Here is a 20649-nt window from a genome sequence, read left to right as displayed (position 1 = left end):
CTTCGGCTTGCGCGCCACGCAGGTGTAGCGGCCGTGCAGGATCAGCCAGTGGTGGGCGCGGGTCAGGTACGGCGCGGGCACGACGGCCATCAGGTCGGCCTCGACCTTGTCGGGCGTCTTGCCGGTGGAGAGGCCGAGCCGATGGCTGACGCGGAAGACGTGGGTGTCGACGGCGATGGCGGGTTCGATACGCAGCTCGTTCAGCACCACCGAGGCGGTCTTGCGGCCGACGCCGGGCAGCGCCTGGAGTTGCTCGCGGACGAGGGGGACTTCGCCGCCGTGGCTCTCGATCAGGATCTCGGCCATCCGGATCACGTTCTTGGCCTTCATGTTGTAGAGGCCGATCGAGCTGATGAACGGCTTCAGGCCCGCCTCGCCGAGGGCCAGCATCTTCTGCGGGGTGTCGGCGACCTTGAAGAGCCTGGCGGTGGCCTTGTTGACCGAGACGTCGGTGGCCTGGGCCGAGAGCGCCACGGCGACCACCAGTTCGTAGGGACTGGCGTAGTCCAGCTCGGTGCGGGGATCGCTCTCCTGGGCTTCGAAGCGCGCGAACAGCTCGGCGATCCGCGCCTGCTCGGCGGGTTTCAGCGTCTTGCGTTTCGCGGGCGCCTTGGCCACGTCAGCCGCGGTCCACGGCGAAGGCGCCGAACGCCTGCTGCACCGGCATGACCTCGAGCGTGTTGACGTTGATGTGGGCCGGAAGTCTCAGGACGCTCTCGCAGACCAGGGCGACGTCGTCGGCGCTCAAGGCGTGGATGCCCTTGTAGACGTTGTCGGCCTTGGCCTGGTCGCCCGCGAAGCGGACCACCGAGAACTCGGTCTCGGCCATGCCGGGCTCGATGGAGGTGACGCGCACCTTCGTCCCGATCAGGTCGGCGCGCAGGTTCAGCGAGAACTGGCGCACGAAGGCCTTCGTCCCGCCGTACACGTTGCCGCCCGGATAGGGGTAGCTGGCCGCCACGGACGAGAGGTTCATCACGTCGCCGCGGTTGCGCTCGACCATCCCGGGCAGGACCGCGCGGGTCATGCGGACGAGACCGGTGACGTTGGTCTCGATCATGGTCGTCCAGTCGTCGAGGTCGGCCTCGTGCGCCTTGCCGAGGCCGAGCGCCAGGCCGGCGTTGTTGTAGAGCACGTCGATCGCGGCGAACCCGGCCGGGAGGCTGGGCAGCAGGGCGTCGATGGAGGCGGCCGAGCGGACGTCGAGCTCGCGGGTGAGCAGCCGGTCGGTGGCGAGCTCGCCGGCCAGGGCGTCGAGGCGCTCGGTGCGGCGGCCGGTGGCGATCACCTTCGCACCGCCGGCGATGAGGCGCCGCACCATCGCCTCGCCGAAGCCCGAGGTGGCGCCCGTGACGAGGGCGATGCGGCCGTTGGCCCAGGTGGTGTCGCTCATGATGGCTGGGATAGTGGACTTCCGCGGCGACCGGAATAGTGTCGCGAGCCATGCCCGCGGCCGCGCTCTACATGGACGCCGAGATCCGGCCGAACCGGTCGCTCTCCGAGCGCGGCTTCATCATCCTGATCAGCGTCATCACGCTGGCCAACTGCGGCTCGGCGCTGATCTTCATGCGCATGCAGGCGGTGTTCGTCCTGCTGCCGTTCCTGGCGATCGACGTGCTGGCGGTGGCCGTCGCCTTCATGCTCAGCTTCCGCTCGGGCCGGGTGATCGAGCGGGTCCAGGTGAGCCCGTCCGAGGTGAAGATCACCTACGAGACGCCGAAGGCGACCAAGGTCGTCTGGGAAAGCCCCACGGCCTTCACCCGCGTGACGACCGAGCACGATTCCGACCGGCGATGCACGGCGCTGCGGCTGGCGCTGTCCGGCCGCGAGACCGCGGTCGCCGCGGCGCTGAGCCCGGGCGAGCGCGAGGCCTTCGCCAAGGCGCTGGAAGAGGCGATCTGGAAGGCCCGAAGCCACCGGGACTGACCGCTTAGAGGATGAACTTGCTCAGGTCGGCGTTCTTCGCGAGGTCGCCGATGCGGGTCTTCACGTAGGCGGCGTCGATGACGAGGGTCTCGCCGGCGCGGTCGGCGGCGGAGAAGCTGATCTCCTCCATGACGCGCTCGAGGACCGTCTGGAGGCGTCGCGCGCCGATGTTCTCGACCGAGCCGTTCACCTCGACGGCGCAGTCGGCCAGGGCGTCGTAGGCGTCCTCGGTGAATTGCAGCGTCACGCCCTCGGTGGCCATCAGCGCCTGGTGCTGGCGCACGAGATTGGCCTCGGGCTCGACCAGGATGCGGCGCATGTCCTCGCGGGTCAGCGCCTTCAGCTCCACCCGGATCGGCAGGCGGCCCTGAAGCTCGGGGAGCAGGTCCGATGGCTTGGCGACGTGGAAGGCGCCCGACGCGATGAAGAGGATGTGGTCGGTCTTCACCGGCCCGTGCTTGGTGGAGACGGTGGTGCCCTCGATCAGCGGCAGCAGGTCGCGCTGCACGCCTTCGCGGCTGACGTCGGCGCCGGCGCGATCCTGCCGGCTGGCCACCTTGTCGATCTCGTCCAGGAAGACGATGCCCTCGTTCTCGGCGAGCGCCACGGCCTCGGCGGTCAGCGCGTCCTGGTCGACCAGCTTGTCGCTCTCCTCGGCGATCAGCGGGGCCCAGGCGCCCTTCACCGTGGTCTTGTGGGTCTTGGTGCGGCCGCCGAACGCCTTGCCCAGCATGTCGCCGATGTTGAGCATCCCCATCTGCGAGCCGGGCTGGCCGGGGATGTCCATCATGCCCATCGGGTTCGAGGTGTCGGCGAGCTGGAGTTCGACCTCCTTGTCGTCGAGTTCGCCGGCGCGGAGCTTCCGGCGGAAGCTCTCGCGGGCGGCCGTGGAGCCTGGGCCGGTCAGCGCATCCAGGATCTTCTCCTCGGCGGCGGCCTCGGCGCGGGGGCCGACCCCGGCGCGGCGCTTCTCGCGCACCATGGCGATGGCGCTCTCCACCAGGTCGCGGACGATCTGGTCGACGTCGCGGCCGACATAGCCGACCTCGGTGAACTTGGTGGCCTCCACCTTCAGGAACGGGGCCTGGGCGAGCTTGGCGAGCCGCCGCGCGATCTCGGTCTTCCCGACGCCGGTCGGGCCGATCATCAGGATGTTCTTGGGCGTCACCTCGTCCTTCATGTCGTCGGCCACGCGGCGGCGACGCCAGCGGTTGCGGAGCGCGACGGCGACGGCCTTCTTGGCGTCGTTGTGGCCGACGATGAAGCGGTCGAGTTCGGAGACGATCTCGCGGGGGGAAAATTCGGTCATCGCCGCCTAGATAGGGGGTCAGCCTCCCGCTGACGATACCGGCGGCGTTTTCAGCGGCGGCGCGGCCAGGAGCTGGTCGAACAGCAGCCGCCAGCCCGCCTTGTCGTTGCGCCAGATGCGCACGTAATGGCCGCGCTGGGGCGAGCCGTCGCGGGCCGTCCAGCTCGCCGCGCCGTAGGTCCAGGCGAGGTCCCCGGCGCTCGACGCCGAGCCGCCCAGTGGGGCGTAGGCGATGGATGCCGGGCGGGTGGCGAGCTCGGCCTCCAGGTCGGCGCGGGTCCGGGGCGGCGCGGCCCTCGAGCCGACGATGCGGCCGCCGTCGGCGACCACGGCCAGGAACGCGGCCTTGACGTCGGATCTGGCCGCCGCGTGCAGGGCGATCTCGGCCCGGCTGACCGCCGTCATGGCCTTGGCCGGCGAGCCCGTGCGGCGATCCGCGAGCCGGGCATACGCGACGTCCGAGTCTTGCGGCGCCGCGCCGGTGGGGTCGCTGGGCGGGCCGCCATCGTAGAGCCAGCGCCACTGGCCGTCGGCCTGCTTCGCCCAGACCGTGAAGTAGTAGCCTCTGGGCTTGCCGCCTACGCTGTAGGGGCCGGTCGTGAAGCCCAGGTCGCCCGAGCGCGCGATGCCGGCCCAGAGCGGCCACCAGACAAGCGGCGGCCCCTTCGGCTGCGGCTGGCCGAACGCGGCCTTCGCCAGCACCGGCTCGGGCTGGAGGACGATCCCCTCGGGCGCCGAGTGCTTCAGGAACGCGCCCTGCACGCCCAGCTCCAGCCCGTCGGCCGCGAACGCCCGCTCGGCCGCGACCACGGGGGCAGGCGTGATCTCGGCTGCGGCGGGCGCGGCGAGGACGGCTGCCGCAAGAACGATGTTCCGAAACGATGTCATCGCGTTGATCTAGCCAGCGCTTCGATGGTCGTCAGCCGGCTATCTGCAAACGGCAAGTCGGACGCGGCGGGACGAAGGCTCGGGCGCGGCGAGGTCGGGATCTAACCCAGCGTTTCCAGCGTCAGCGAGCCGTTGGTGTAGACGCAGATCTCCGCGGCGATGGCCATGGCCTTGCGGGCGACGGCCTCGGCGTCGATGCCGTCGACGTCGACCAGGGCGCGGGCGGCGGAGAGCGCGTAGTTGCCGCCGGAGCCGATGGCGGCGACGCCGTGTTCGGGCTCCAGCACGTCGCCGGCGCCGGTGACCGTGAAGATCTGGTCCTTGTCGGCGACGATCAGCATGGCTTCGAGGCGGCGCAGGTAGCGGTCGGTGCGCCAGTCCTTGGCGAGGTCGACGCAGGCGCGGGCGAGTTGTTCCGGATACTGCTCGAGCTTGGCCTCGAGCCGCTCGATCAGGGTGAAGGCGTCGGCGGTGGAGCCGGCGAAGCCCGCGATCACCCGGCCGCCGGCCAGGGTGCGGACCTTCTTCGCCGTGCCCTTGACGACGGTCTGGCCCATGCTGACCTGTCCGTCGCCGGCGACCACGGTCTTGCCGCCCTTGCGCACCGCGAGGATGGTGGTGCCGTGCCAGTCGGGGAAGTTGTTCGACATCGGCGCGATGTGAGCAGCGGGGGCCTCCCGGTCAAGAGATGAGCTTCACGGACCCATGAGCTTTACCGACGAAGAGATCGAGCGGTATGCCCGCCACCTGGTGCTGCGCGAGGTGGGCGGGCCGGGGCAACAAAGGCTCAAGAGCGCCAGCGCGCTGATCGTGGGCGCCGGCGGGCTGGGTTCGCCCGCGTCGCTCTACCTGGCCGCGGCCGGCGTGGGGACCATCATCCTGGCCGATCCGGACGAGGTGGAGCGCTCGAACCTGCAGCGGCAGGTGCTCTACGCCGACGACGACCTGGGCCGGCCCAAGGTGGACGCCGCCGCCGACCGGCTGCACGGCCTGAACCCGCATATCTTCGTCGCCGGTTTCAACGGCGCGTTCGATGAGGCGACCGCCGACGGCTTGGTCGAGGGCGTCGACCTGGTGCTGGACGGCACCGACGACTTCGGGGTGCGCTTCTGCGTCAACGCCGCCTGCGTGAAGCACGGCAAGCCGCTGATCTCGGGCGCGATCGGGCGCTGGACGGGGCAGGTGGGCGTGTTCGGCGCCAAGCCCTGCTACCGCTGCCTGGTGCCGGAGATCCCGCCCGACGCCGAGACCTGTACGGCCGTGGGCGTGGTGGGCGCCCTGGCCGGCGTCATCGGCTCGATGATGGCGGTCGAGGCCGTGAAGATGATCACCGGCGCGGGAGAGCCGCTGACGGGGCGGTTGCTGCTCTACGACGCGCTGGCGGGCGAGACCCGGACCGTGCGTGTGGCGGCGGACCCCGGGTGCCCCGTTTGCGGCGGACGTTGACGTAAGGTCCGCGAGGGTCGACCGTGGCGCCCTCTGCTGGGGGAACCATCATGCAAGACGTCGAAGCCACCCAGGCGGCCGATGCGGCCGCCGCAGCCGCCGGGGCCAGTGCGGTCTTCCTGCTCTTCGTCTACTTCATCGTCGGGGTCGTCTACGCGATCGTCGTGTACGTGATCGCCCGCAAGCGCCGCGTGAACCCGTGGCCGTGGACGATCGCCACGCTGATCCCGGCGATCGGGCTGCTGGTCGCCGCGATCTTCTACCTGCTGTCGTTCCTGTCGGTGCTCGACCGGCTGAACAAGCTGGAAGGCGAGGCGCAGTTCAGTTGAGCCGCGGCGCGACGTAGTCGATCACCTTGTCGAGGACGAGCTTCCACGTCGCGTCGGACCAGTTGCGGTGGCCCTCGCCCCTGAGTTCCACCAGGTCGCAGGTCTTGCCGGCGGCCCTGAGCGCCTTGGCCATCGCCCGCGACTGACGCGGATCGACGATGGTGTCCTCGGTCCCGTGGATCAGGAGCACGGGCGCCTCGATCTCGGCCGCGCGGCGAGCGGGGGACGAGCGGATCAGCAGCGCCTCGTCGGCCTTCGGGTCGCCGATGGTCATGCGCCAGTAGGCGTAGGTGGGCGAGTCCGCGCCGTCCTCGCGCCGCGAGAAGGCCAGCGTCTCGAGAAGGTCGGCGTCGCCGGCGATCGAGACCACGACCCTGTAGGCCTTGGGCGTCTTCACCGCGCCCATCAGCGCCGCATAGCCGCCGTAGCTGGCGCCGAAGATGGCCAGCCGCCGGGGATCGGCGCGGCCGGAGCGGACGACGTGGGCGACGGCGTCTTCGACGTCGTCCTGCATCAGGTCGCCCCAGCGGCGGCGGCCCTTGTCGGCGAACGCCTTGCCGTAGCCGCCCGAGCCGCGGAAGTTGGGCTGCAGCACCAGCCAGCCGCGCGCCGCCAGCGCCTGCACGGTCACGTCCCAGTCGAGATAGTCGCGCAACTCGGGCCCGCCGTGGGGCATCACCACCATCGGCAGTGGGTCCTTCCCCGCGTTGATCGGCGTGGTGAGGTAGGCGGTGATCCCGGCGCCGTCGCGGGTCGTCACGCGCACCGGCTCGGTGTTGGCCAGGCGGTCGGCGGTGAGCCAGGGCTTGCAGTGGCCCACGTACTCCAGCGCCCGCTTCTCGCGGTCGTACACCTGGAAAGCGCCGGCCTCCTGCGGCCCGGTGACCTTCAGCAGCATCCGCCGGTGGGCGAGGTCGATGTCGTAGAGCGCCACGTTGCAGGCGTTCTTCAGGGCCGCGTTCACGGCCTTGAAGTGGCTGTTCAGGCCGGGATCGGCGAACTGGTAGTTCAACCGGTCGTCCCAGTAGAGGCTGCCGACGAGCTTCAGGTTCTCGTCGATGAAGGCCGTCTCGTATTCCCGCCCGGGCGTGTCGGCCACCACGGCGCCGAACTCCAGGCCGGCCACGTCGAAGCTGCGGATGACGGCGGTGTCGCGCCCCTCCATCCGCTGCCGGACCAGGAAGACACCGGCCCTTGGCGTAGCGCCGACCACGTCGAAGTCGGGCGCCTTGCGCAGTTCGTTCAGGCGCGACTTGCGGATCAGCTTCCAGTCGCGCTCGCCCGGCGCGCGGCCGTAGATCCAGCGCACGGTGCCGCGGGCGTTGGAGTCCATGCGGAGCATCGGCACACCGCCCTGCGTGAGCCAGAAATCGGTGGCCGGCACGCCCTGCTCCAGCAGCGAGGCTTCGCCCGAATAGACGTCGACGTGGTACAGCCCGTAGGCGTTCCTGGCCTCGTTCCACGCCTGCATGAGGATCCGGCGGGGGTCGTCCGGCATCAGGTCGACCACCTGGCTGGCGTCGAAGCCGCGGCGCAGCACCGCCTTCGAGCCGGCGAACATCACGACCGGATCGCCGCCCTTCAGGTCCACCGACAACACGCGGCGCACTGGGATCGCGGTGAACTCGTCGCCGAGCCACACGCCGTAGGGACGCCCCTTCTCGTCGTTGTAGAAGGTGATCCAGATGAGCAGGCGCTCGTTGTTGGCCCACTCGACCTGCCGGACCTTGTGCTCGCCCAGGAGCGCCACGGCGGGTCGCGCCGTGAGGTCGGCCATCCGCGAGAGGGTCACGAAGGCGCTGGTCCTGCCGCCCCTGGGCTGCGTGCGCAGGATCGCGAGCTGCTCGCCGTCGGGCGAGATGGCCGCGTCGTGTACCGCCGGCTCGCGCATCAGCTCGTCGATGGTGGGCGGAACCGGCGGCTTGCCCTGCGCACGCGCCAGCGCCGGCGCCACGCCGGGCGCGGCGCCCGCGGCAGCCAGCATCGTGCGGCGTGTCAGCATCGAGGTCCGCGGCAACCCGGGATGTTACGTCTGCGACAGTGCGTGAGCCGCCTCGGGCGCGTCAACGCCGCACGCGGTGCTTAGAGCATCTGCGGCAGGACGCGGTCGGGCGGCCGGTGGCCGTCCATCCAGGTCTTGATGTTGATGATCACCTTCTCGCCCATGTCGACGCGGGCCTCGACGGTGGCCGAGCCCATGTGCGGCAGCAGCACGGCGTTGGGCAGCTTCAGGAGCTTGGGGTTGATCCGCGGCTCCTGCTCGAAGACGTCGAGGCCGGCGCCGGCGATCTTGCCCTCGGCGAGGAGGTCGGCCAGCGCCTGTTCGTCGATGATCGACCCGCGGGCGGTGTTGATGACCACGGCGTGCGGCTGCAGCAGCTTCAGGCGGCGGCCCGAGAGCAGGTGGTAGCTGGCCGGATTGGCCGGGGCGTGAACCGAGACGATGTCGACGCGCGCGAGCATCTGGTCGAGGCTTTCCCAGTAGGTCGCCTCGAGTTCGTCGGCCACCACGTGACTGACGGGCTTGCGGTTGTGGTAGTGGATCTGCAGGCCGAACGCCTTGGCGCGGCGCGCCACCGCGGCGCCGATCCGCCCCATTCCGATGATGCCCAGCCGCTTGCCGCCCAGCCGGCGGCCCAGCATCCAGGTGGGCGCCCAGCCGGTGAACTGCCCCGACTGCACGGCATTGGCGCCCTCGATCAGCCGGCGCAGGGTCGCCATGATCAGCGTCATGGTCAGGTCGGCGGTATCGTCGGTCAGCACGCCCGGCGTGTTGGTGACGACGATCCCCCTGGCGTTGGCGGCGGCCACGTCGATGTGGTCCACGCCCGCGCCGAAGTTGGCGATCAGCTTCAGGCGCTCGCCCGCCTTCTCGATCAGGCCGGCGTCGATCTTGTCGGTGATGGTCGGGGCCAGCACGTCGCAGCGCCCCACGGCGTCGATCAACTGCTTGCGCGACATCGGCTCGTCCGCGACGTTCAGCTCGGTGTCGAACAGCTCGCGCATCCGCGTCTCGACCGGATCGGGCAGTTTTCGGGTGACGATGACTTTCGGCTTGCGGGACGCCATGGGCCTACGGGAGAAAGGGACGTTTCCAGCGCCGCCCACTTTTTTGGAACGGGGGGCGCGATTTGCGGAACCCTTAGCAGGGGGGCCCGCCATGGCCAAGGCGAGGCGCACGGTTGAAAGTCTTCGCGCCTAGGGCGCTCAGGTTCGCAGCGCTCGCCGTGACGGCCGTGGGCCTGCTGGGCGCGGCGCCGGAAGAGAAGCGTCAGACGCCTTCGGGCTACGACGTCCCGCGCTACGTGATCCTCAAGTTCGGCAAGGTGAACGCCCGCGCCGGCCCCGGCGACGACCACCGGCTGCTCTGGGTCTACCGCACCAAGGGACTGCCGCTGCAGGTCGTGGCCGAGACCGCCGAGTGGCGCCGCGTGTGCGACCCCGAGGGCGGCGTGGCCTGGGTGCATAAGCGCACGATCGACGGCCGCCGCGCGGTCATCAACACGCGCCGGACGCCGCAGCCGCTCTATCGCCACCCGAAGAGCGGGGCGGAACCCGGGGCCTTCCTGAATGTTCGCGCCATGGCCGCCCTGGATCGCTGCGAAAAGGGCTGGTGCAAGGTGAAGGCCGACGGCGCGTCCGGATGGGTGCGGGAAGGCGCCCTTTGGGGCACGTCCGAGGCCCTGCAATGTCGTTGAGGCCACCCTGCGCGACGTGTTAGGCGCAGGCCCCTCGATCCTAAAGGGCGAAACCAGATGAACGACGTGCCCATCCGGCCCTCGAAATTCAGCTACGAGGAGCTGCTGGCCTGCGGGCGCGGCGAGCTGTTCGGCCCGGGCAACGCCCAGTTGCCGGTCCCGCCGATGCTGATGTTCGACCGGATCGTCGAGATCAACTCGACCGGCGGCGAGCACGGCAAGGGCTACATCGAGGCCGAACTCGACATCAATCCGGACCTCTGGTTCTTCGCCTGCCACTTCGTCGGCGACCCCGTGATGCCCGGCTGCCTGGGGCTGGACGCCATGTGGCAACTGGTCGGCTTCTTCCTGGGCTGGAGCGGCGCGCCGGGCAGCGGCCGCGCGGTCGGCTGCGGCGAAGTCCGCTTCGCCGGCGAGGTGACGCCCGACATCAGGAAGGTGACCTACAAGATCGAGATGAAGCGGGTGATCCTGCGCCGCCTGGTCATGGGCATCGGCGACGGGGTTCTCCTGGCCGACGGCAAGCCCATCTATGAGGCCAGGGACCTGCGCGTCGGCCTCTTCCAGAACGACAAGCAGGGTTAGGGAGGACAAGGACCGATGCGTCGCGTCGTCGTCACCGGGATGGGGATCGTCTCGTCCATCGGCAACAACACGAACGAAGTCCTGGCCTCGCTGCGGGAGGCCAGGTCCGGCGTCACCGCCGCGGCCGAGTATGCCGAACTCGGCTTCCGTTGCCAGGTGCATGCGCCGCCGCGCATCGACTGGGAGTCGATGGTCGACCGCCGCGCCGCGCGCTTCCTGGCCCAGGGCACGGCCTTCGGCCACATCGCCATGGAACAGGCGATCGCCGACTCCGGCCTAACCGACGCCGAAGTCAGTCACGAGAAGACCGGCCTGATCGTAGGGTCGGGCGGCCCCTCCACCCGCGCCATCGTGGAATCCGCTCAGATCGCCCGCGACAAGGGGCCGAAGCGCGTCGGGCCGTTCGCGGTCCCCAAGGCGATGAGCTCGGGGCCATCGGCGACGCTGGCCACCTGGTTCAAGATCAAGGGCCTGAACTTCTCGATCAGTTCCGCGTGCGCGACCTCCACCCACTGCGTCGGCTCGGGCTACGAGCAGATCGCCATGGGCAAGCAGGACGTGGTGTTCGCCGGCGGCACGGAAGAGCTCGACTGGACGCTTTCGGTACTGTTCGACGCGATGGGCGCGATGGCGTCCAGGTTCAACGACCGCCCCGAGGTCGCCAGCCGCGCCTACGACGTCGACCGCGACGGGTTCGTGATCGCCGGCGGCGCGGGCGTGCTGGTCCTGGAGGAGTACGAGCGGGCCAGGGCGCGCGGCGCGAAGATCTACGGCGAGATCGTGGGCTATGCCGCCAACTCCGATGGGTTCGACATGGTCGCGCCGTCGGGCGAGGGCGCGGCGCGCTGCATGCGGCTGGCCAATCCGGACGGCCGCACCATCGACTACCTGAACCCGCACGGCACCGGCACGCCGGTGGGCGATGTGAAGGAGATGGAGGCCGTCCGCGCCGTGTTCGGCGACAAGGCCCCCTTGATCTCGTCGACCAAGTCGCTGACCGGGCACAGCCTGGGCGCGGCCGGGGCACAGGAGGCGATCTACTCGCTGTTGATGCTGAACAACGGCTTCGCCGCCGAGAGCGCGCACATCGACAACCTCGACCCCGCGTTCGCCGACATGCCGATCGTGCGCAAACGCGAGGACCGCGCGCTGACGACGGTGATGAGCAACTCGTTCGGCTTCGGCGGGACGAACGGCTGCCTGGTGATGGCGCGGGTCTAGTGGAGCCGCCGATCCCGCGGCCGCCCACCCCGCCGGATCCGCAGGAGTGCTGCCAGCGCGGCTGCGACCCCTGCATCCTCGACTACTACGACCGCGCGCTGGAGCGCTGGGAGACCCGGATCCGGGCCATGGGGCTCGATCCGGACGAGGTGCGCGCTTCCCTGCCTTGATCGGCAGGAACAGCCCGGCGCAGCCGGGCGGGGCGGGGAAGGCCGGATCATCCCCGACCACCGCGTTCTCGCCCCACACTTCCCCACCCTGGCCGCTGGCGCGGTCTGTCCCTCCCCATTAAGGGAGGGGAAGAACACGAGGGAGACGCCGAACGTGGCCGACGAGTATCAGATGCCGACCGGGACCCTGATGAGGGGCAAGAAGGGGGTCGTCACCGGGGTCGCCAACCACCAGTCGATCGCCTGGGGCATCGCGAGCCAGCTGGCCGCACAGGGCGCCGAGATGGCCTTCCTGCACCTGCCGGGCATGGAGCGGCGCGTCGAGCCGCTCGCCGAGAGCATCGGCGTGAAGGTGCTGGCGCCGGTCGACGTCACGGACGATGCGGCGATGGATACGGCGTTCGGGGTCGTGGAGAAGGCGTTCGGCCAGATCGACTTCTTCGTCCACGCCATCGCCTTCGCCAACAAGGACGAGCTGAAGGGCAGCTTCGTGGACAACACCACGCGCGACGGCTTCCTGCGGGCGATGAACATCTCGGCGTTCAGCTTCGTGGACTGCGCCCGGCGCGCGGCGGCGCTGATGCCCGAGGCCGGCGGGTCGATCCTGACGCTCACCTACATGGGCTCGGAGCGGGCGATCCCGAACTACAACACCATGGGCGTCGCCAAGGCGGCCCTCGAAGCCTCCGTGCGCTACGCCGCGCGCGACCTGGGCCCGAAGGGCATCCGCGTGAACGCGCTGTCGCCCGGGGCGATGAAGACGCTGTCGCTGGCGGGCATCTCCGGCGGGCGCGGCATGCTGGCCAAGGGCCGCTCGCTCAGCGCCATGAAGGAAGACACCGAGATGGAAGGCGTGGCCGGCGCAGCGCTCTGGCTGCTGTCGGACCTCGGCCGCTCCACGACGGGCGAGTGCGTCCACGTCGACGCCGGCTTCCACATCATGGGCTTCTCGGACGACGAGCCCGCGGAAGGTCAGACGGCGTAGGCGCGCATGAAGCGCTGGGCGGCTTCCTCGGCCACGCGCTCGATCTCGGCCTCGTCGAGCTCCGCGCCGACCCCCAGCAGGGCGGCGGTCTGGTAGGGGCCCAGCACGAGGCCGCCGAAGAACTGGGCCGCCTGCAACGGGTCGGGACAGGAGAGGCGGCCGGCCGCGTTCTCGAGCCGCAGGTAGTCGGCCAGGCGGCCGCGGCTGGCCCGCGGGCCCGCCTCGTAGATGGCGCGGGCCACGTCGGGCATGGTCGAGGCCGCCGTCATGGCCATGCGGTAGATCGTCATGCTGCGGGGGTTGATCGCCACCGTCAGCAGCAGGCGCGCGTAGGCCGCCAGCGTCTGTTGCGGGTGCTCGACGGCGCCCGGCGATTCCAGGACCTCGACCACTTCCAGCGCTCGGCGCTCGGACATCGCCTGCGCCAGCTCGGCCTTGCTGCCGTAGTGGTTGTAGATCGTCTGCTTCGAGACCCCGGCGCGCCGGGCGATCTCCTCCATCGAGGCGCCGACGCCCCGCTCGGCCATCACGTCGAGGGCGGCGTCGAGGATGGCCTCGTTCTTCGAGACGTCGATCTGCCCGGCCAGGCGCGCCATCAGTGCGCTCCCGCGCCCTGGGCCGGCAGGTCGCCCTTCGCCGGCTTCACGAAGAGGGCCAGGCCGCAGGCGATCCAGCAGCCCAGGGCGAGCGCCCCGAACGCATCGCCGAACGCCAGGACGGACGCCTGCTTGCGCATCATGCCGCCCATCGCCTTGTACGCCATCCCCTCGGGGTCGGAAGCGCCGCCGGCGCTCATCATCCCCTGGACGGCGTCCATCATGGCCTGCGAGGTGGGGTTGGCGGTGTTCGCGGCGCTGACCAGGTCCATGTAGTGGACCGCCGTCTGGTGGCTGAGGATGGTCGACAGCATGGCCAGGCCGATGGCGCCGGCCACGTTGCGGGTCAGGTTGATGAGCCCCGAGGCGTCCTTCATCATCGTCACCGGCAGCGAGGCCACGCTCATCTGCTGCGCGGCGATCATGGCGATCATGGTGCCGAGGCCGCGGGCCACCTGCAGCGTGAAGAACTCGGCGAAGCCCCACTGGTCGGTCACCCGCACCGCGAGCTGGATGCCCCAGGCGGCGAGCGCGAAGCCGCCGACCATGGCGATCCGCGGGTCGACGACGCGGATCAGGCGCCCGGCGAGCGGGGCCGACAGGAACATGGTCGCGCCGGTCACCAGCATGGTGGTGCCCACCTCGGCCGACGAGAAGCCCCGGATGTTGCCGAGGAAGATCGGCATCAGGAACGTGCCGCCGAACAGGCTGACGCCCGTCACGAAGGTCATGACGATGCCGAGGGAGAAGTTGATGTCCCGGAACGGCTTCAGCGAGACGATCGGCTGCCAGTAGGTGAGCTGGCGCCAGATGAAGACCACGCCGCCGACCGCCGCGACGACGCTGAGCCACAGGATCGCAGGCTCCTCGAACCAGTTGTCGCTGGCGCCTTCTTCGAGGACGTACTGCAGGGAGAGCAGGGCGACGGCCATCAGGACGAGGCCCCACCAGTCGATGCCCTTGGAGAGGCTGGGGTCGCCCTTGTCGAAGTTGGCGTAGCGGCCGACCAGGAAGATCACCAGCACGCCCACCGGGATGTTGATGAAGAAGAGCCAGCGCCAGGAGAGCAGCTCGGTCAGATGGCCGCCGAGCGTCGGGCCGATGGTCGACGAGAGCGTGACGATGAGGCCGACGATGACGTTGGCGGTCACCCGCCGCTCGGGCGGGAAGACGGTCATGGCGGTGGCGAACACCGGCGGGATCATCGCGCCGGCGAACAGGCCCTGGAACGCCCGGAAGACGATCATCATCGGCACGGAGGACGAAAGCCCCACGGCCGCGGAGGTGACGATGAAGCCGATGACCGCGATCACGTAGAACGACCGCGTGCCCCACATCTTCGTCAGGTAGGCGGTGAGCGGCATGATCACGACCTCCGCCAGGAGGTAGATCGTCTGCACCCAGCTAATCTCGTCGGCGGTGGCGCCGATGCCCGACTGGATCTGGGTGAGCGAGCTCGCCACGATCTGGATGTCGAGCATGGCCATGAACTGGCCGATGACCATCCCGCCGAAGCCGAGGAACACCCGGAACCAGTCGACCTCCGCCCCGTCGGCGCCCAGCATGACGGGCGCCTGGGGCGCTGCCGCCCGCTGGGAATCGGGATGAAGAACCGCGTCGGTCACGACGGCGCCCGGATCAGTTCGAGGCGCCGCGACGGGCGAACTCGGTCGGCGCGCGGCCTGATTCCGCGAAGCTCAGGCCCGTGTCCTTGGTCACGTCCACCTTCACCTTGAGCGACAGGCCGGGGCGCAGGCCGCCGGCCAGCGGCTGGTTCTGGTCGATGGCGATGCGGACCGGCAGCCGCTGGGTGATCTTGGTGAAGTTGCCGACGGCGTTCTCCACCGGGATCAGCGCGAACTCCGCGCCCGTGGCGGGCGCGAAGCTTTCCACGCGGCCGCGGATCGCCTGCTTGCCGAAGGCGTCGGCGTGGATGGTCACGGCCTGGCCGATGCGCAGGCGCGCCACCTGCGTCTCCTTGAAGTTGGCGACGACGTAGGCCTGGGTCAGCGGCACGATGCTCATCAGCGCGCCGCCCGGCCGCACGTACTGGCCGAGGCGCACGCCCTTGGCGCCGACGACGCCGGCGACGGGGGCGCGGATCTCGGTGCGGGACAGGTCGATGCGGGTCTGGTCGGCGGCCGCGCGGGCGGCGGCGGCCTGCGCCACGCTCTGCTCGCGGGCCGAGCCCAGGGACTGGGCGGCGCGCCGTTCGGCTTCCAGGGCGGCCTTGGCCTGCGTCACGCCGGCGGTCGCCTGGTCCTGCGCCGTCTTCGCCGTCTGGGCGCGCTGGGGCGACACCCAGCCCTGCTGCGCCAACTGGCCGTAGCGGTTCATCTCGGAGGCGGCGAAGCGGGCCTGGGCGTCGGCGGCGGTCACGGCGGCGGCGCGCTGGGCGATCATCGCCTGCTCGAGGCGGGCCTTGTCGTCGACCGCGCTGACCGCGGCGTCCAGCGCCTGGGCGTTGGCCTCGGCCTGCGCCAGACGCGCCTTCAGCGTCGCGGGGTCGATGCGCACCAGCACCTGGCCCGGCCGGACGGTCTCGTTGTCGTCGACCAGCACCTCGGCGACGTAGCCGTCGATCAGCGGGGCGACGCTCACCTTGTCGGCCGCGACGAAGGCGTTGTCGGTGGTCTCGAAGGTCTGGCGGTCGATCCACCAGAGGCCGCCGCCCACGGCGATCGCGACCGCGGCGAGGCCACCGGCGGCGATGGGAACGATGCGGCCCTTGCGAAGTCCGGCCATGAACTGAAGCCCCACGAAAACGAAAATTGGACCACGCGGTCCAACCTTTCCGGGAGATATGTGCCCGGGGGGTTGCCTTCAAGTGAAGACTGGACCCGGCGGTCCAGAATTTCCGCCGCTGGACGTCGCGCTCCGTTCGTGGCCTATCCGCCCCATGAGCGAGGGCAGGAACGCCGACGTGATCGTGGCCGGGGCCGGCATGGCCGGGGCGACGCTGGCCCTTTCCCTGAAGCAGGCGGGACTGGATCCCGTGCTGATCGACCCCGTGGCGTTCGACGATCAGCTCGCGCCGGCCTTCGACGGCCGGGCCTCGGCCATCGCCTACGCGGCCTATCGGCAGTGGCGGGCCCTGGGCCTCGGCGACGCGCTGGACCCGCACGCCCAGCGGATCGAGCAGATCCTGGTGACCGACAGCACGACGCCGGGCGCGGCGGCCGGCGCGGCGCCGCCTTTCTTCCTGCGGTTCGACTCGGGTGAGATCGCCGACCGCTCGGACGGCGAGCCGCTGGGCTACCTGCTGGAAAACCGCCACACCCGCGCGGCCCTGGCGGGCGCGGTCAAGGCCGCCGGGATCGAGGTCCTGGCCCCGGCGCGGGTGGCGCAGGCCGCGTTCGGTCCCCGCGCGGCCGAGGTGACGCTCGCGGACGGGCGCGTCCTGAGCGCGCCGCTCGCCGTGGGCGCCGAGGGGCGAGGGTCGGTGATCCGGGCCGAGGCCGGCATCGGGGCCATCGGCTGGGACTACCGGCAGACCGGCGTGGTCGCCACCGTGCGCCTGGAGCGACCCCACGAGGGCGTGGCGTACGAATACTTCCTGCCGGGCGGCCCGTTCGCGATCCTGCCGCTCACCGACGACCGCGCGAGCCTGGTCTGGACCGAGAGCACGGCCCGCGGGGCGGCGCTGAAGGCCGCGCGGCCGGAGATGTTCCAGGCGCATCTGGAGCGCCGGTTCGGCGACTTCCTGGGCGCGATCGCCGTCGAGGGCCCGGTCTTCACCTACCCGCTGAGCCTGCAGCTCGCCGAACGGATGGTCGCCCCGCGCGTGGCGTTGCTGGGCGACGCCGCCCACGGGGTGCATCCGATCGCCGGCCAGGGGCTGAACCTCGGGCTGAAGGGCGCCGCGGCGCTGGCCGAGGTGCTGGTCGACGCCGCCCGCGCGGGCGAGGACATCGGCTCGGAGGCGGTGCTGGAACGCTATGCGGCGTGGCGTCGCTTCGACACCGTGATGCTGTCGGCCGGCATGGACGCCTTCGTGCGGCTCTTCTCCAACGACAACCCGCTGCTGCGCATGGCGCGCGGAGCCGGGATGGCGGTGGTCAACCGCATCGGCCCGGCGCGGCGCTTCTTCATGCAGGAAGCCGGCGGCGCCGTCGGGGATCTGCCGCGCCTGCTGCGGGGCGAGACGCTCTGAGCGCTCCCTTCCCCCGCGGAGCGACGCGGGAGCGGAGTCCTATTCCCCCTCGCCGAGGTCCCGGGCCTCTTCGGGCAGCATGATCGGAACGCCGTCGCGGATCGGGTAGGCGAGGCGGGCGCCCTTGCTGACCAGTTCGCCCTTCTCACGGTCGTAGCCGAGCGGGCCCCGGGTGACGGGGCAGACGAGCACCTCCAGAAGGCGCGGGTCGATGTCGTGTTGCATGGCCGGCGTCCTACTGCAGGTTGGGCCGCTCGTCATCCGGCTCGGAGGCGTCGATCTCGAGGAGCGTGGTCAGCACCTCGAAGCGGCCCTCGAGGTCCGGAGCCTCCAGGAACGCCTGCTTCTCGGCGGGCTCGAACGGCAGGCCCATGCAGAGGCTGTTCACCAGGGCCTCGATCGGGGCGACGTTGGCGGTCTCCCAGTCGATGTCGAGCTCGCGGCGGTTGAGGTAGGTCTTCAGCGCCGTGGCGAAGCGGGCGCGGGCGGCTTCGCCGACCTCGGCGTCTTCGTCGCGGTCCAGGTCGTCGCCGAACTTCTCGTAGGCCGCGCGGACCTGGCGGTAGGGCATGCGCAGGTCCAGTTCCTCGCCAGTCTGGAAGCGGCAGACGCCGGTGAGCGTGATGAGGTAGCGGCCGTCGGTGGTCTCGGCGTAGCTGGTGATGCGGCCGAGGCACCCGACCGGGCTCAGCATCGGCCGCGCCCGCGATCCCCCGCGGGTCTGGATCATGCCGATGACGCGGTCGCCGGCCATCGCATCATCGACCATGTTGAGGTAGCGCGGCTCGAAGATCTGCAGCGGCAGCTCGCCGCCGGGCAGCAGCAGAGCGCCGTCCAGCGGGAATACCGGGATGAGCTGCGGCAGGTCGGCGAGGTTGCGGTAGGGCGCCATCGGGGCCCTTTCTCTGGAACTAGCTGAACAGGATGGACGAGAGCTTGCGGCGGCCCTGCCGGGCGACGTCCGACACGGGGCCGGCGGCCTCGAAGATGGTGAGGAGCTGCTTGCGGGCCGCCTGCTCGTTCCATTCGCGGTCGCGGCGGATCGATTCCAGCAGCTCGTCGGCCGCCTCCGTCATCCGGCCCGAGGCGGCGAGCGCCTTTGCCAACTCGAGGCGCGCCTCGTGGTCGTCGGGGTCCCGGGCGAGACGGGCCTCGAACTCGGCGGTCTCGGAGGGCGCTCCGGCCGCCAGGGTGAGGGCGGCGCGCACGGCGTCGATGTCCGGATCCCTGGCGTCGGGCGCGGCCATCTCCAGCACCTCGGCCGCACGCTCCAGGTCGCCCTGCGTCTGATAGAGCCGCGCCAGGCCGCCGATGGCCTTGGGGTTGCCCGGATCCATCTGCAGCGCCTGGGCATAGGCCTGGGCCGCGCCGCCCAGGTCGTTCAGCTCCAGCGACTCCCTGGCCATCTCGATCAGCTCGTCGATGGGCGAGCCGCCGCCCTGCTTGGCCAGGCGCTCGACGAACTGCTTCACCTGGCTGTCGGGCAGGGCGCCCATGAAGCCGTCCACCGGCCGGCCGTCGACGAAGGCGAAGACCGCCGGGATCGACTGCACGCGCAGTTGGCCCGCATAGGCAGGGTTCTTGTCGATGTCGATCTTGACCAGCTTCACCGCACCCTTGGCGGCGACCACCGCCTTCTCGATGGCCGGGCCCAGTTGGCGGCACGGGCCGCACCACGGCGCCCAGAAGTCGACGATCACCGGCGTCGTCTTCGACGCCTCGATCACGTCGGCCATGAAGCTGGCGTCGGTCGTGTCCTTGATGAGGTCGGCCGGCGCCGGCGCGCCGGCGCCCGCGCCGCCTTGAGGGGTTCCCCCGATGAGGGTCATGCCCGGTATCCCTTGTCCCTGAGTGTCTGAAACGGTTCGCGCCCAAGATGGTCGCAAGTTGGGCCGATCGCTACTGCACCACGCGCATCGTGTCGAAATCGACGACGGTCGGAACCACGCCAACGGCCCCGAGGAAGCGCCGGAAGCCCTCGCGGCCGACGCTGGTGGTGGCGGTGTTGGTCAGCGGGTGGAAGTTCACCACGGGGGCCTCGGCCAGGGTCCGGTCCAGGACGAACCGCACGCGGCGGCCGGTATCGTTGACGAGGCCGAAGGCGGTGACCGAACCCGGGGTGACGCCGAGCGTCGCCTCCATCAGCTCGGCCCTGCCGAACGACAGCCGGGCCGAGCCGATGACGGTGTGCAGGCGCTTCAGGTCGATCTGCGCCTGCGCCTCGGCCGAAACCAGCCATAGCTGGTCTTTGGCGTCCTTCAGGAACAAGTTCTTGGTGTGGGCCCCAGGTATCTGCTGCTTGATGTTTCCGCTCTCGCCGACGGTGAACACCGCCGGATGCTCGTATGTCGAGTGTTCGACGCCCAACTCTACCAGGAATGCGAGAAGCTCATCACGACACATCATGCCCCGCCTTAACCGAGACTGACTGAAGCGCCAGCATTTTCCGGAGAAAATCCCGCGTTGGGCGAGTCGCGTTCGTCGGATTGCCGACTTTAGTGTATGGTTAACGGATGGAACCGGGCCCGCTATCGGGCGGGCCTGGAAACGGGGAAGTTTCATGAAGAAGCTCGTGCTCGCGGCGGCGTCCGCGATGATGCTCGCGGCCGTGGGGTCGGCCGCCGACGCCGCGATCACCGTCTCGACCACCGTGGCCGACGACCTGCACGGCTCGACCCTCGCCGCCAACGGCCAGGTGATGCTGGACGACTTCGACGCGATCGACGACGCGCGGACGTCCTACGTCGGCAACATCATCGAGTATCCGGACGAGTTCCAGGATCCGATCTCGACCAGCGCTCCGCCGCCGTACTCGGGCGGCATCATCGTCGGCGGCGCGGCCAACCCCGTCGACAACACCAACTACGCGTCGGTCCAGGGCGGCACGTTCTCGACCTACACGATGCTCGGCGGGACCACGCTGCGCGGCTTCAGCTTCTACATGGGCTCGCCGGACACCTACAACAAAGTCACCTTCTTCCATCAGGGCGGCGGCTCGACGGTGTTCGAGGGCGTCGACATCTGGGGCGGCGACCCGCCCGGCAACGGCGACCGCACGCAAGGCTTCCGCGTCTACTACAGCTTCGGCACGACCAGGGTGACCGGCATCCGGTTCGACTCCACGTCGGACGCGTTCGAATTCGACGGCCTGGCCGGCATCGTGCCCGAGCCCGCGACCTGGGCGCTGATGATCGGCGGCTTCGGCCTGGCGGGCGCGATGATCCGCCGCCGCAGGGCCGCGGTCGCCTGATCGCCGACGACGAACGGCTCGAGACCACGCGAGGCCCCGCCCACCGGCGGGGCCTTTGCTTTGCGCGGTCGGCCTGTTGCCTGTGGACGGGGG

The 20649-nt window shown here is 70.3% G+C and carries 24 protein-coding genes; 10 read left to right on the top strand and 14 right to left on the bottom strand.

Annotated elements, in window-relative coordinates; genetic code table 11:
* Together nth and JNL41_RS18610 are read right to left on the bottom strand one after the other, a co-directional pair.
* Positions 1–618: endonuclease III (gene nth, locus JNL41_RS18615; protein WP_293477540.1), on the bottom strand; the 618-nt coding region annotated here is incomplete at its 3' end.
* A gap of 1 nt (position 619) precedes the next feature.
* A complete protein-coding gene (locus JNL41_RS18610) occupies positions 620–1393 on the bottom strand; it encodes an SDR family NAD(P)-dependent oxidoreductase (RefSeq protein ID WP_293477538.1) in 774 nt (257 codons plus the stop codon).
* 50 nt (positions 1394–1443) lie between these two features.
* Between JNL41_RS18610 and JNL41_RS18605 the strand changes: the two genes are divergently transcribed.
* Positions 1444–1926, top strand: a complete 483-nt coding sequence (locus JNL41_RS18605) for a DUF2244 domain-containing protein (protein WP_293477536.1) — start codon at positions 1444–1446, stop codon at positions 1924–1926.
* Positions 1927–1930: 4 nt separating this feature from the next.
* On the opposite strand, the gene hslU is transcribed toward JNL41_RS18605, so the two are convergent.
* From hslU to hslV, 3 genes are all read right to left on the bottom strand, one after another.
* A complete protein-coding gene (gene hslU, locus JNL41_RS18600; protein ID WP_293477534.1) occupies positions 1931–3235 on the bottom strand; it encodes an ATP-dependent protease ATPase subunit HslU in 1305 nt (434 codons plus the stop codon).
* 18 nt (positions 3236–3253) lie between these two features.
* Positions 3254–4123: a nuclear transport factor 2 family protein gene (locus JNL41_RS18595; protein WP_293477532.1), complete on the bottom strand. Its 870-nt coding sequence runs from the start codon at positions 4121–4123 to the stop codon at positions 3254–3256.
* Between the two features lie 101 nt (positions 4124–4224).
* On the bottom strand, positions 4225–4773 hold the full coding sequence (gene hslV / locus JNL41_RS18590) for an ATP-dependent protease subunit HslV (RefSeq protein WP_293477530.1): 549 nt from the start codon (positions 4771–4773) through the stop codon (positions 4225–4227).
* Positions 4774–4828: 55 nt separating this feature from the next.
* Between hslV and moeB the strand changes: the two genes are divergently transcribed.
* Positions 4829–5569, top strand: coding sequence for a molybdopterin-synthase adenylyltransferase MoeB (moeB, locus tag JNL41_RS18585; protein ID WP_293477528.1), 741 nt, complete (start codon positions 4829–4831; stop codon positions 5567–5569).
* 50 nt (positions 5570–5619) lie between these two features.
* Positions 5620–5898, top strand: a complete 279-nt coding sequence (locus JNL41_RS18580) for a hypothetical protein (protein WP_293477526.1) — start codon at positions 5620–5622, stop codon at positions 5896–5898.
* On the opposite strand, the gene JNL41_RS18575 is transcribed toward JNL41_RS18580, so the two are convergent.
* Positions 5891–7900 carry a S9 family peptidase gene (locus tag JNL41_RS18575; protein ID WP_293477524.1) on the bottom strand — a complete coding sequence of 670 codons (2010 nt, stop codon included), beginning with the start codon at positions 7898–7900 and terminating at the stop codon, positions 5891–5893. The genes JNL41_RS18580 and JNL41_RS18575 overlap by 8 nt on opposite strands.
* Positions 7901–7980: 80 nt before the next feature.
* Positions 7981–8967 carry a D-glycerate dehydrogenase gene (locus JNL41_RS18570; protein ID WP_293477522.1) on the bottom strand — a complete coding sequence of 329 codons (987 nt, stop codon included), beginning with the start codon at positions 8965–8967 and terminating at the stop codon, positions 7981–7983.
* Between the two features lie 113 nt (positions 8968–9080).
* Here JNL41_RS18570 and JNL41_RS18565 point away from each other — a divergent pair, with 113 nt between their 5' ends.
* From JNL41_RS18565 to JNL41_RS18545, 5 genes are all read left to right on the top strand, one after another.
* A complete protein-coding gene (locus tag JNL41_RS18565) occupies positions 9081–9596 on the top strand; it encodes an SH3 domain-containing protein (protein ID WP_293477520.1) in 516 nt (171 codons plus the stop codon).
* Between the two features lie 72 nt (positions 9597–9668).
* Positions 9669–10181, top strand: a complete 513-nt coding sequence (gene fabA, locus JNL41_RS18560; protein WP_293477544.1) for a 3-hydroxyacyl-[acyl-carrier-protein] dehydratase FabA — start codon at positions 9669–9671, stop codon at positions 10179–10181.
* Positions 10182–10196: 15 nt separating this feature from the next.
* Positions 10197–11402, top strand: a complete 1206-nt coding sequence (gene fabB, locus JNL41_RS18555) for a beta-ketoacyl-ACP synthase I (protein WP_293477518.1) — start codon at positions 10197–10199, stop codon at positions 11400–11402.
* Positions 11402–11572 (top strand): oxidoreductase-like domain-containing protein, encoded by a 171-nt coding sequence (locus JNL41_RS18550; RefSeq protein ID WP_293477516.1) that lies wholly within the window; start codon positions 11402–11404, stop codon positions 11570–11572. Before fabB ends, JNL41_RS18550 begins: the two co-directional genes overlap by 1 nt.
* Positions 11573–11726: 154 nt before the next feature.
* The gene (locus tag JNL41_RS18545) at positions 11727–12557 is read left to right on the top strand and encodes an enoyl-ACP reductase (protein ID WP_293477514.1); all 831 of its coding nucleotides are present in this window, start codon (positions 11727–11729) and stop codon (positions 12555–12557) included.
* Here JNL41_RS18545 and JNL41_RS18540 read toward each other — a convergent pair.
* From JNL41_RS18540 to JNL41_RS18530, 3 genes are all read right to left on the bottom strand, one after another.
* Complete coding sequence (locus JNL41_RS18540; protein WP_293477512.1) at positions 12545–13153, bottom strand: TetR/AcrR family transcriptional regulator; 609 nt, start codon at positions 13151–13153, stop codon at positions 12545–12547. The genes JNL41_RS18545 and JNL41_RS18540 overlap by 13 nt on opposite strands.
* Entirely contained in the window at positions 13153–14718 is a 1566-nt protein-coding gene (locus JNL41_RS18535; RefSeq protein ID WP_293477510.1) for a DHA2 family efflux MFS transporter permease subunit, read from the bottom strand. Before JNL41_RS18535 ends, JNL41_RS18540 begins: the two co-directional genes overlap by 1 nt.
* A 73-nt stretch (positions 14719–14791) precedes the next feature.
* Positions 14792–15898 carry an HlyD family secretion protein gene (locus JNL41_RS18530; protein WP_293477508.1) on the bottom strand — a complete coding sequence of 369 codons (1107 nt, stop codon included), beginning with the start codon at positions 15896–15898 and terminating at the stop codon, positions 14792–14794.
* 154 nt (positions 15899–16052) lie between these two features.
* Between JNL41_RS18530 and JNL41_RS18525 the strand changes: the two genes are divergently transcribed.
* On the top strand, positions 16053–17306 hold the full coding sequence (locus tag JNL41_RS18525; protein WP_293477506.1) for a UbiH/UbiF/VisC/COQ6 family ubiquinone biosynthesis hydroxylase: 1254 nt from the start codon (positions 16053–16055) through the stop codon (positions 17304–17306).
* A 39-nt stretch (positions 17307–17345) separates the two neighbouring features.
* Here the strand turns inward: JNL41_RS18525 and JNL41_RS18520 are convergent, their stop codons facing one another.
* From JNL41_RS18520 to JNL41_RS18505, 4 genes are all read right to left on the bottom strand, one after another.
* Positions 17346–17531 (bottom strand): Trm112 family protein, encoded by a 186-nt coding sequence (locus tag JNL41_RS18520; RefSeq protein WP_293477505.1) that lies wholly within the window; start codon positions 17529–17531, stop codon positions 17346–17348.
* 10 nt (positions 17532–17541) lie between these two features.
* Positions 17542–18198 (bottom strand): LON peptidase substrate-binding domain-containing protein, encoded by a 657-nt coding sequence (locus JNL41_RS18515; protein ID WP_293477504.1) that lies wholly within the window; start codon positions 18196–18198, stop codon positions 17542–17544.
* Positions 18199–18217: 19 nt separating this feature from the next.
* Positions 18218–19135 (bottom strand): co-chaperone YbbN, encoded by a 918-nt coding sequence (locus JNL41_RS18510; protein WP_293477502.1) that lies wholly within the window; start codon positions 19133–19135, stop codon positions 18218–18220.
* Between the two features lie 70 nt (positions 19136–19205).
* A complete protein-coding gene (locus tag JNL41_RS18505) occupies positions 19206–19712 on the bottom strand; it encodes a YbaK/EbsC family protein (protein ID WP_293477500.1) in 507 nt (168 codons plus the stop codon).
* Positions 19713–19866: 154 nt separating this feature from the next.
* Between JNL41_RS18505 and JNL41_RS18500 the strand changes: the two genes are divergently transcribed.
* Complete coding sequence (locus JNL41_RS18500; protein ID WP_293477498.1) at positions 19867–20556, top strand: PEPxxWA-CTERM sorting domain-containing protein; 690 nt, start codon at positions 19867–19869, stop codon at positions 20554–20556.
* Positions 20557–20649 lie beyond the last annotated feature (93 nt).

This window comes from Phenylobacterium sp. (assembly GCF_016793285.1).
Lineage (GTDB): Bacteria > Pseudomonadota > Alphaproteobacteria > Caulobacterales > Caulobacteraceae > Phenylobacterium.
The sequence above is the reverse complement of the archived record's forward strand: the minus strand, read 5'-3'. Positions and strand labels throughout refer to the sequence as shown.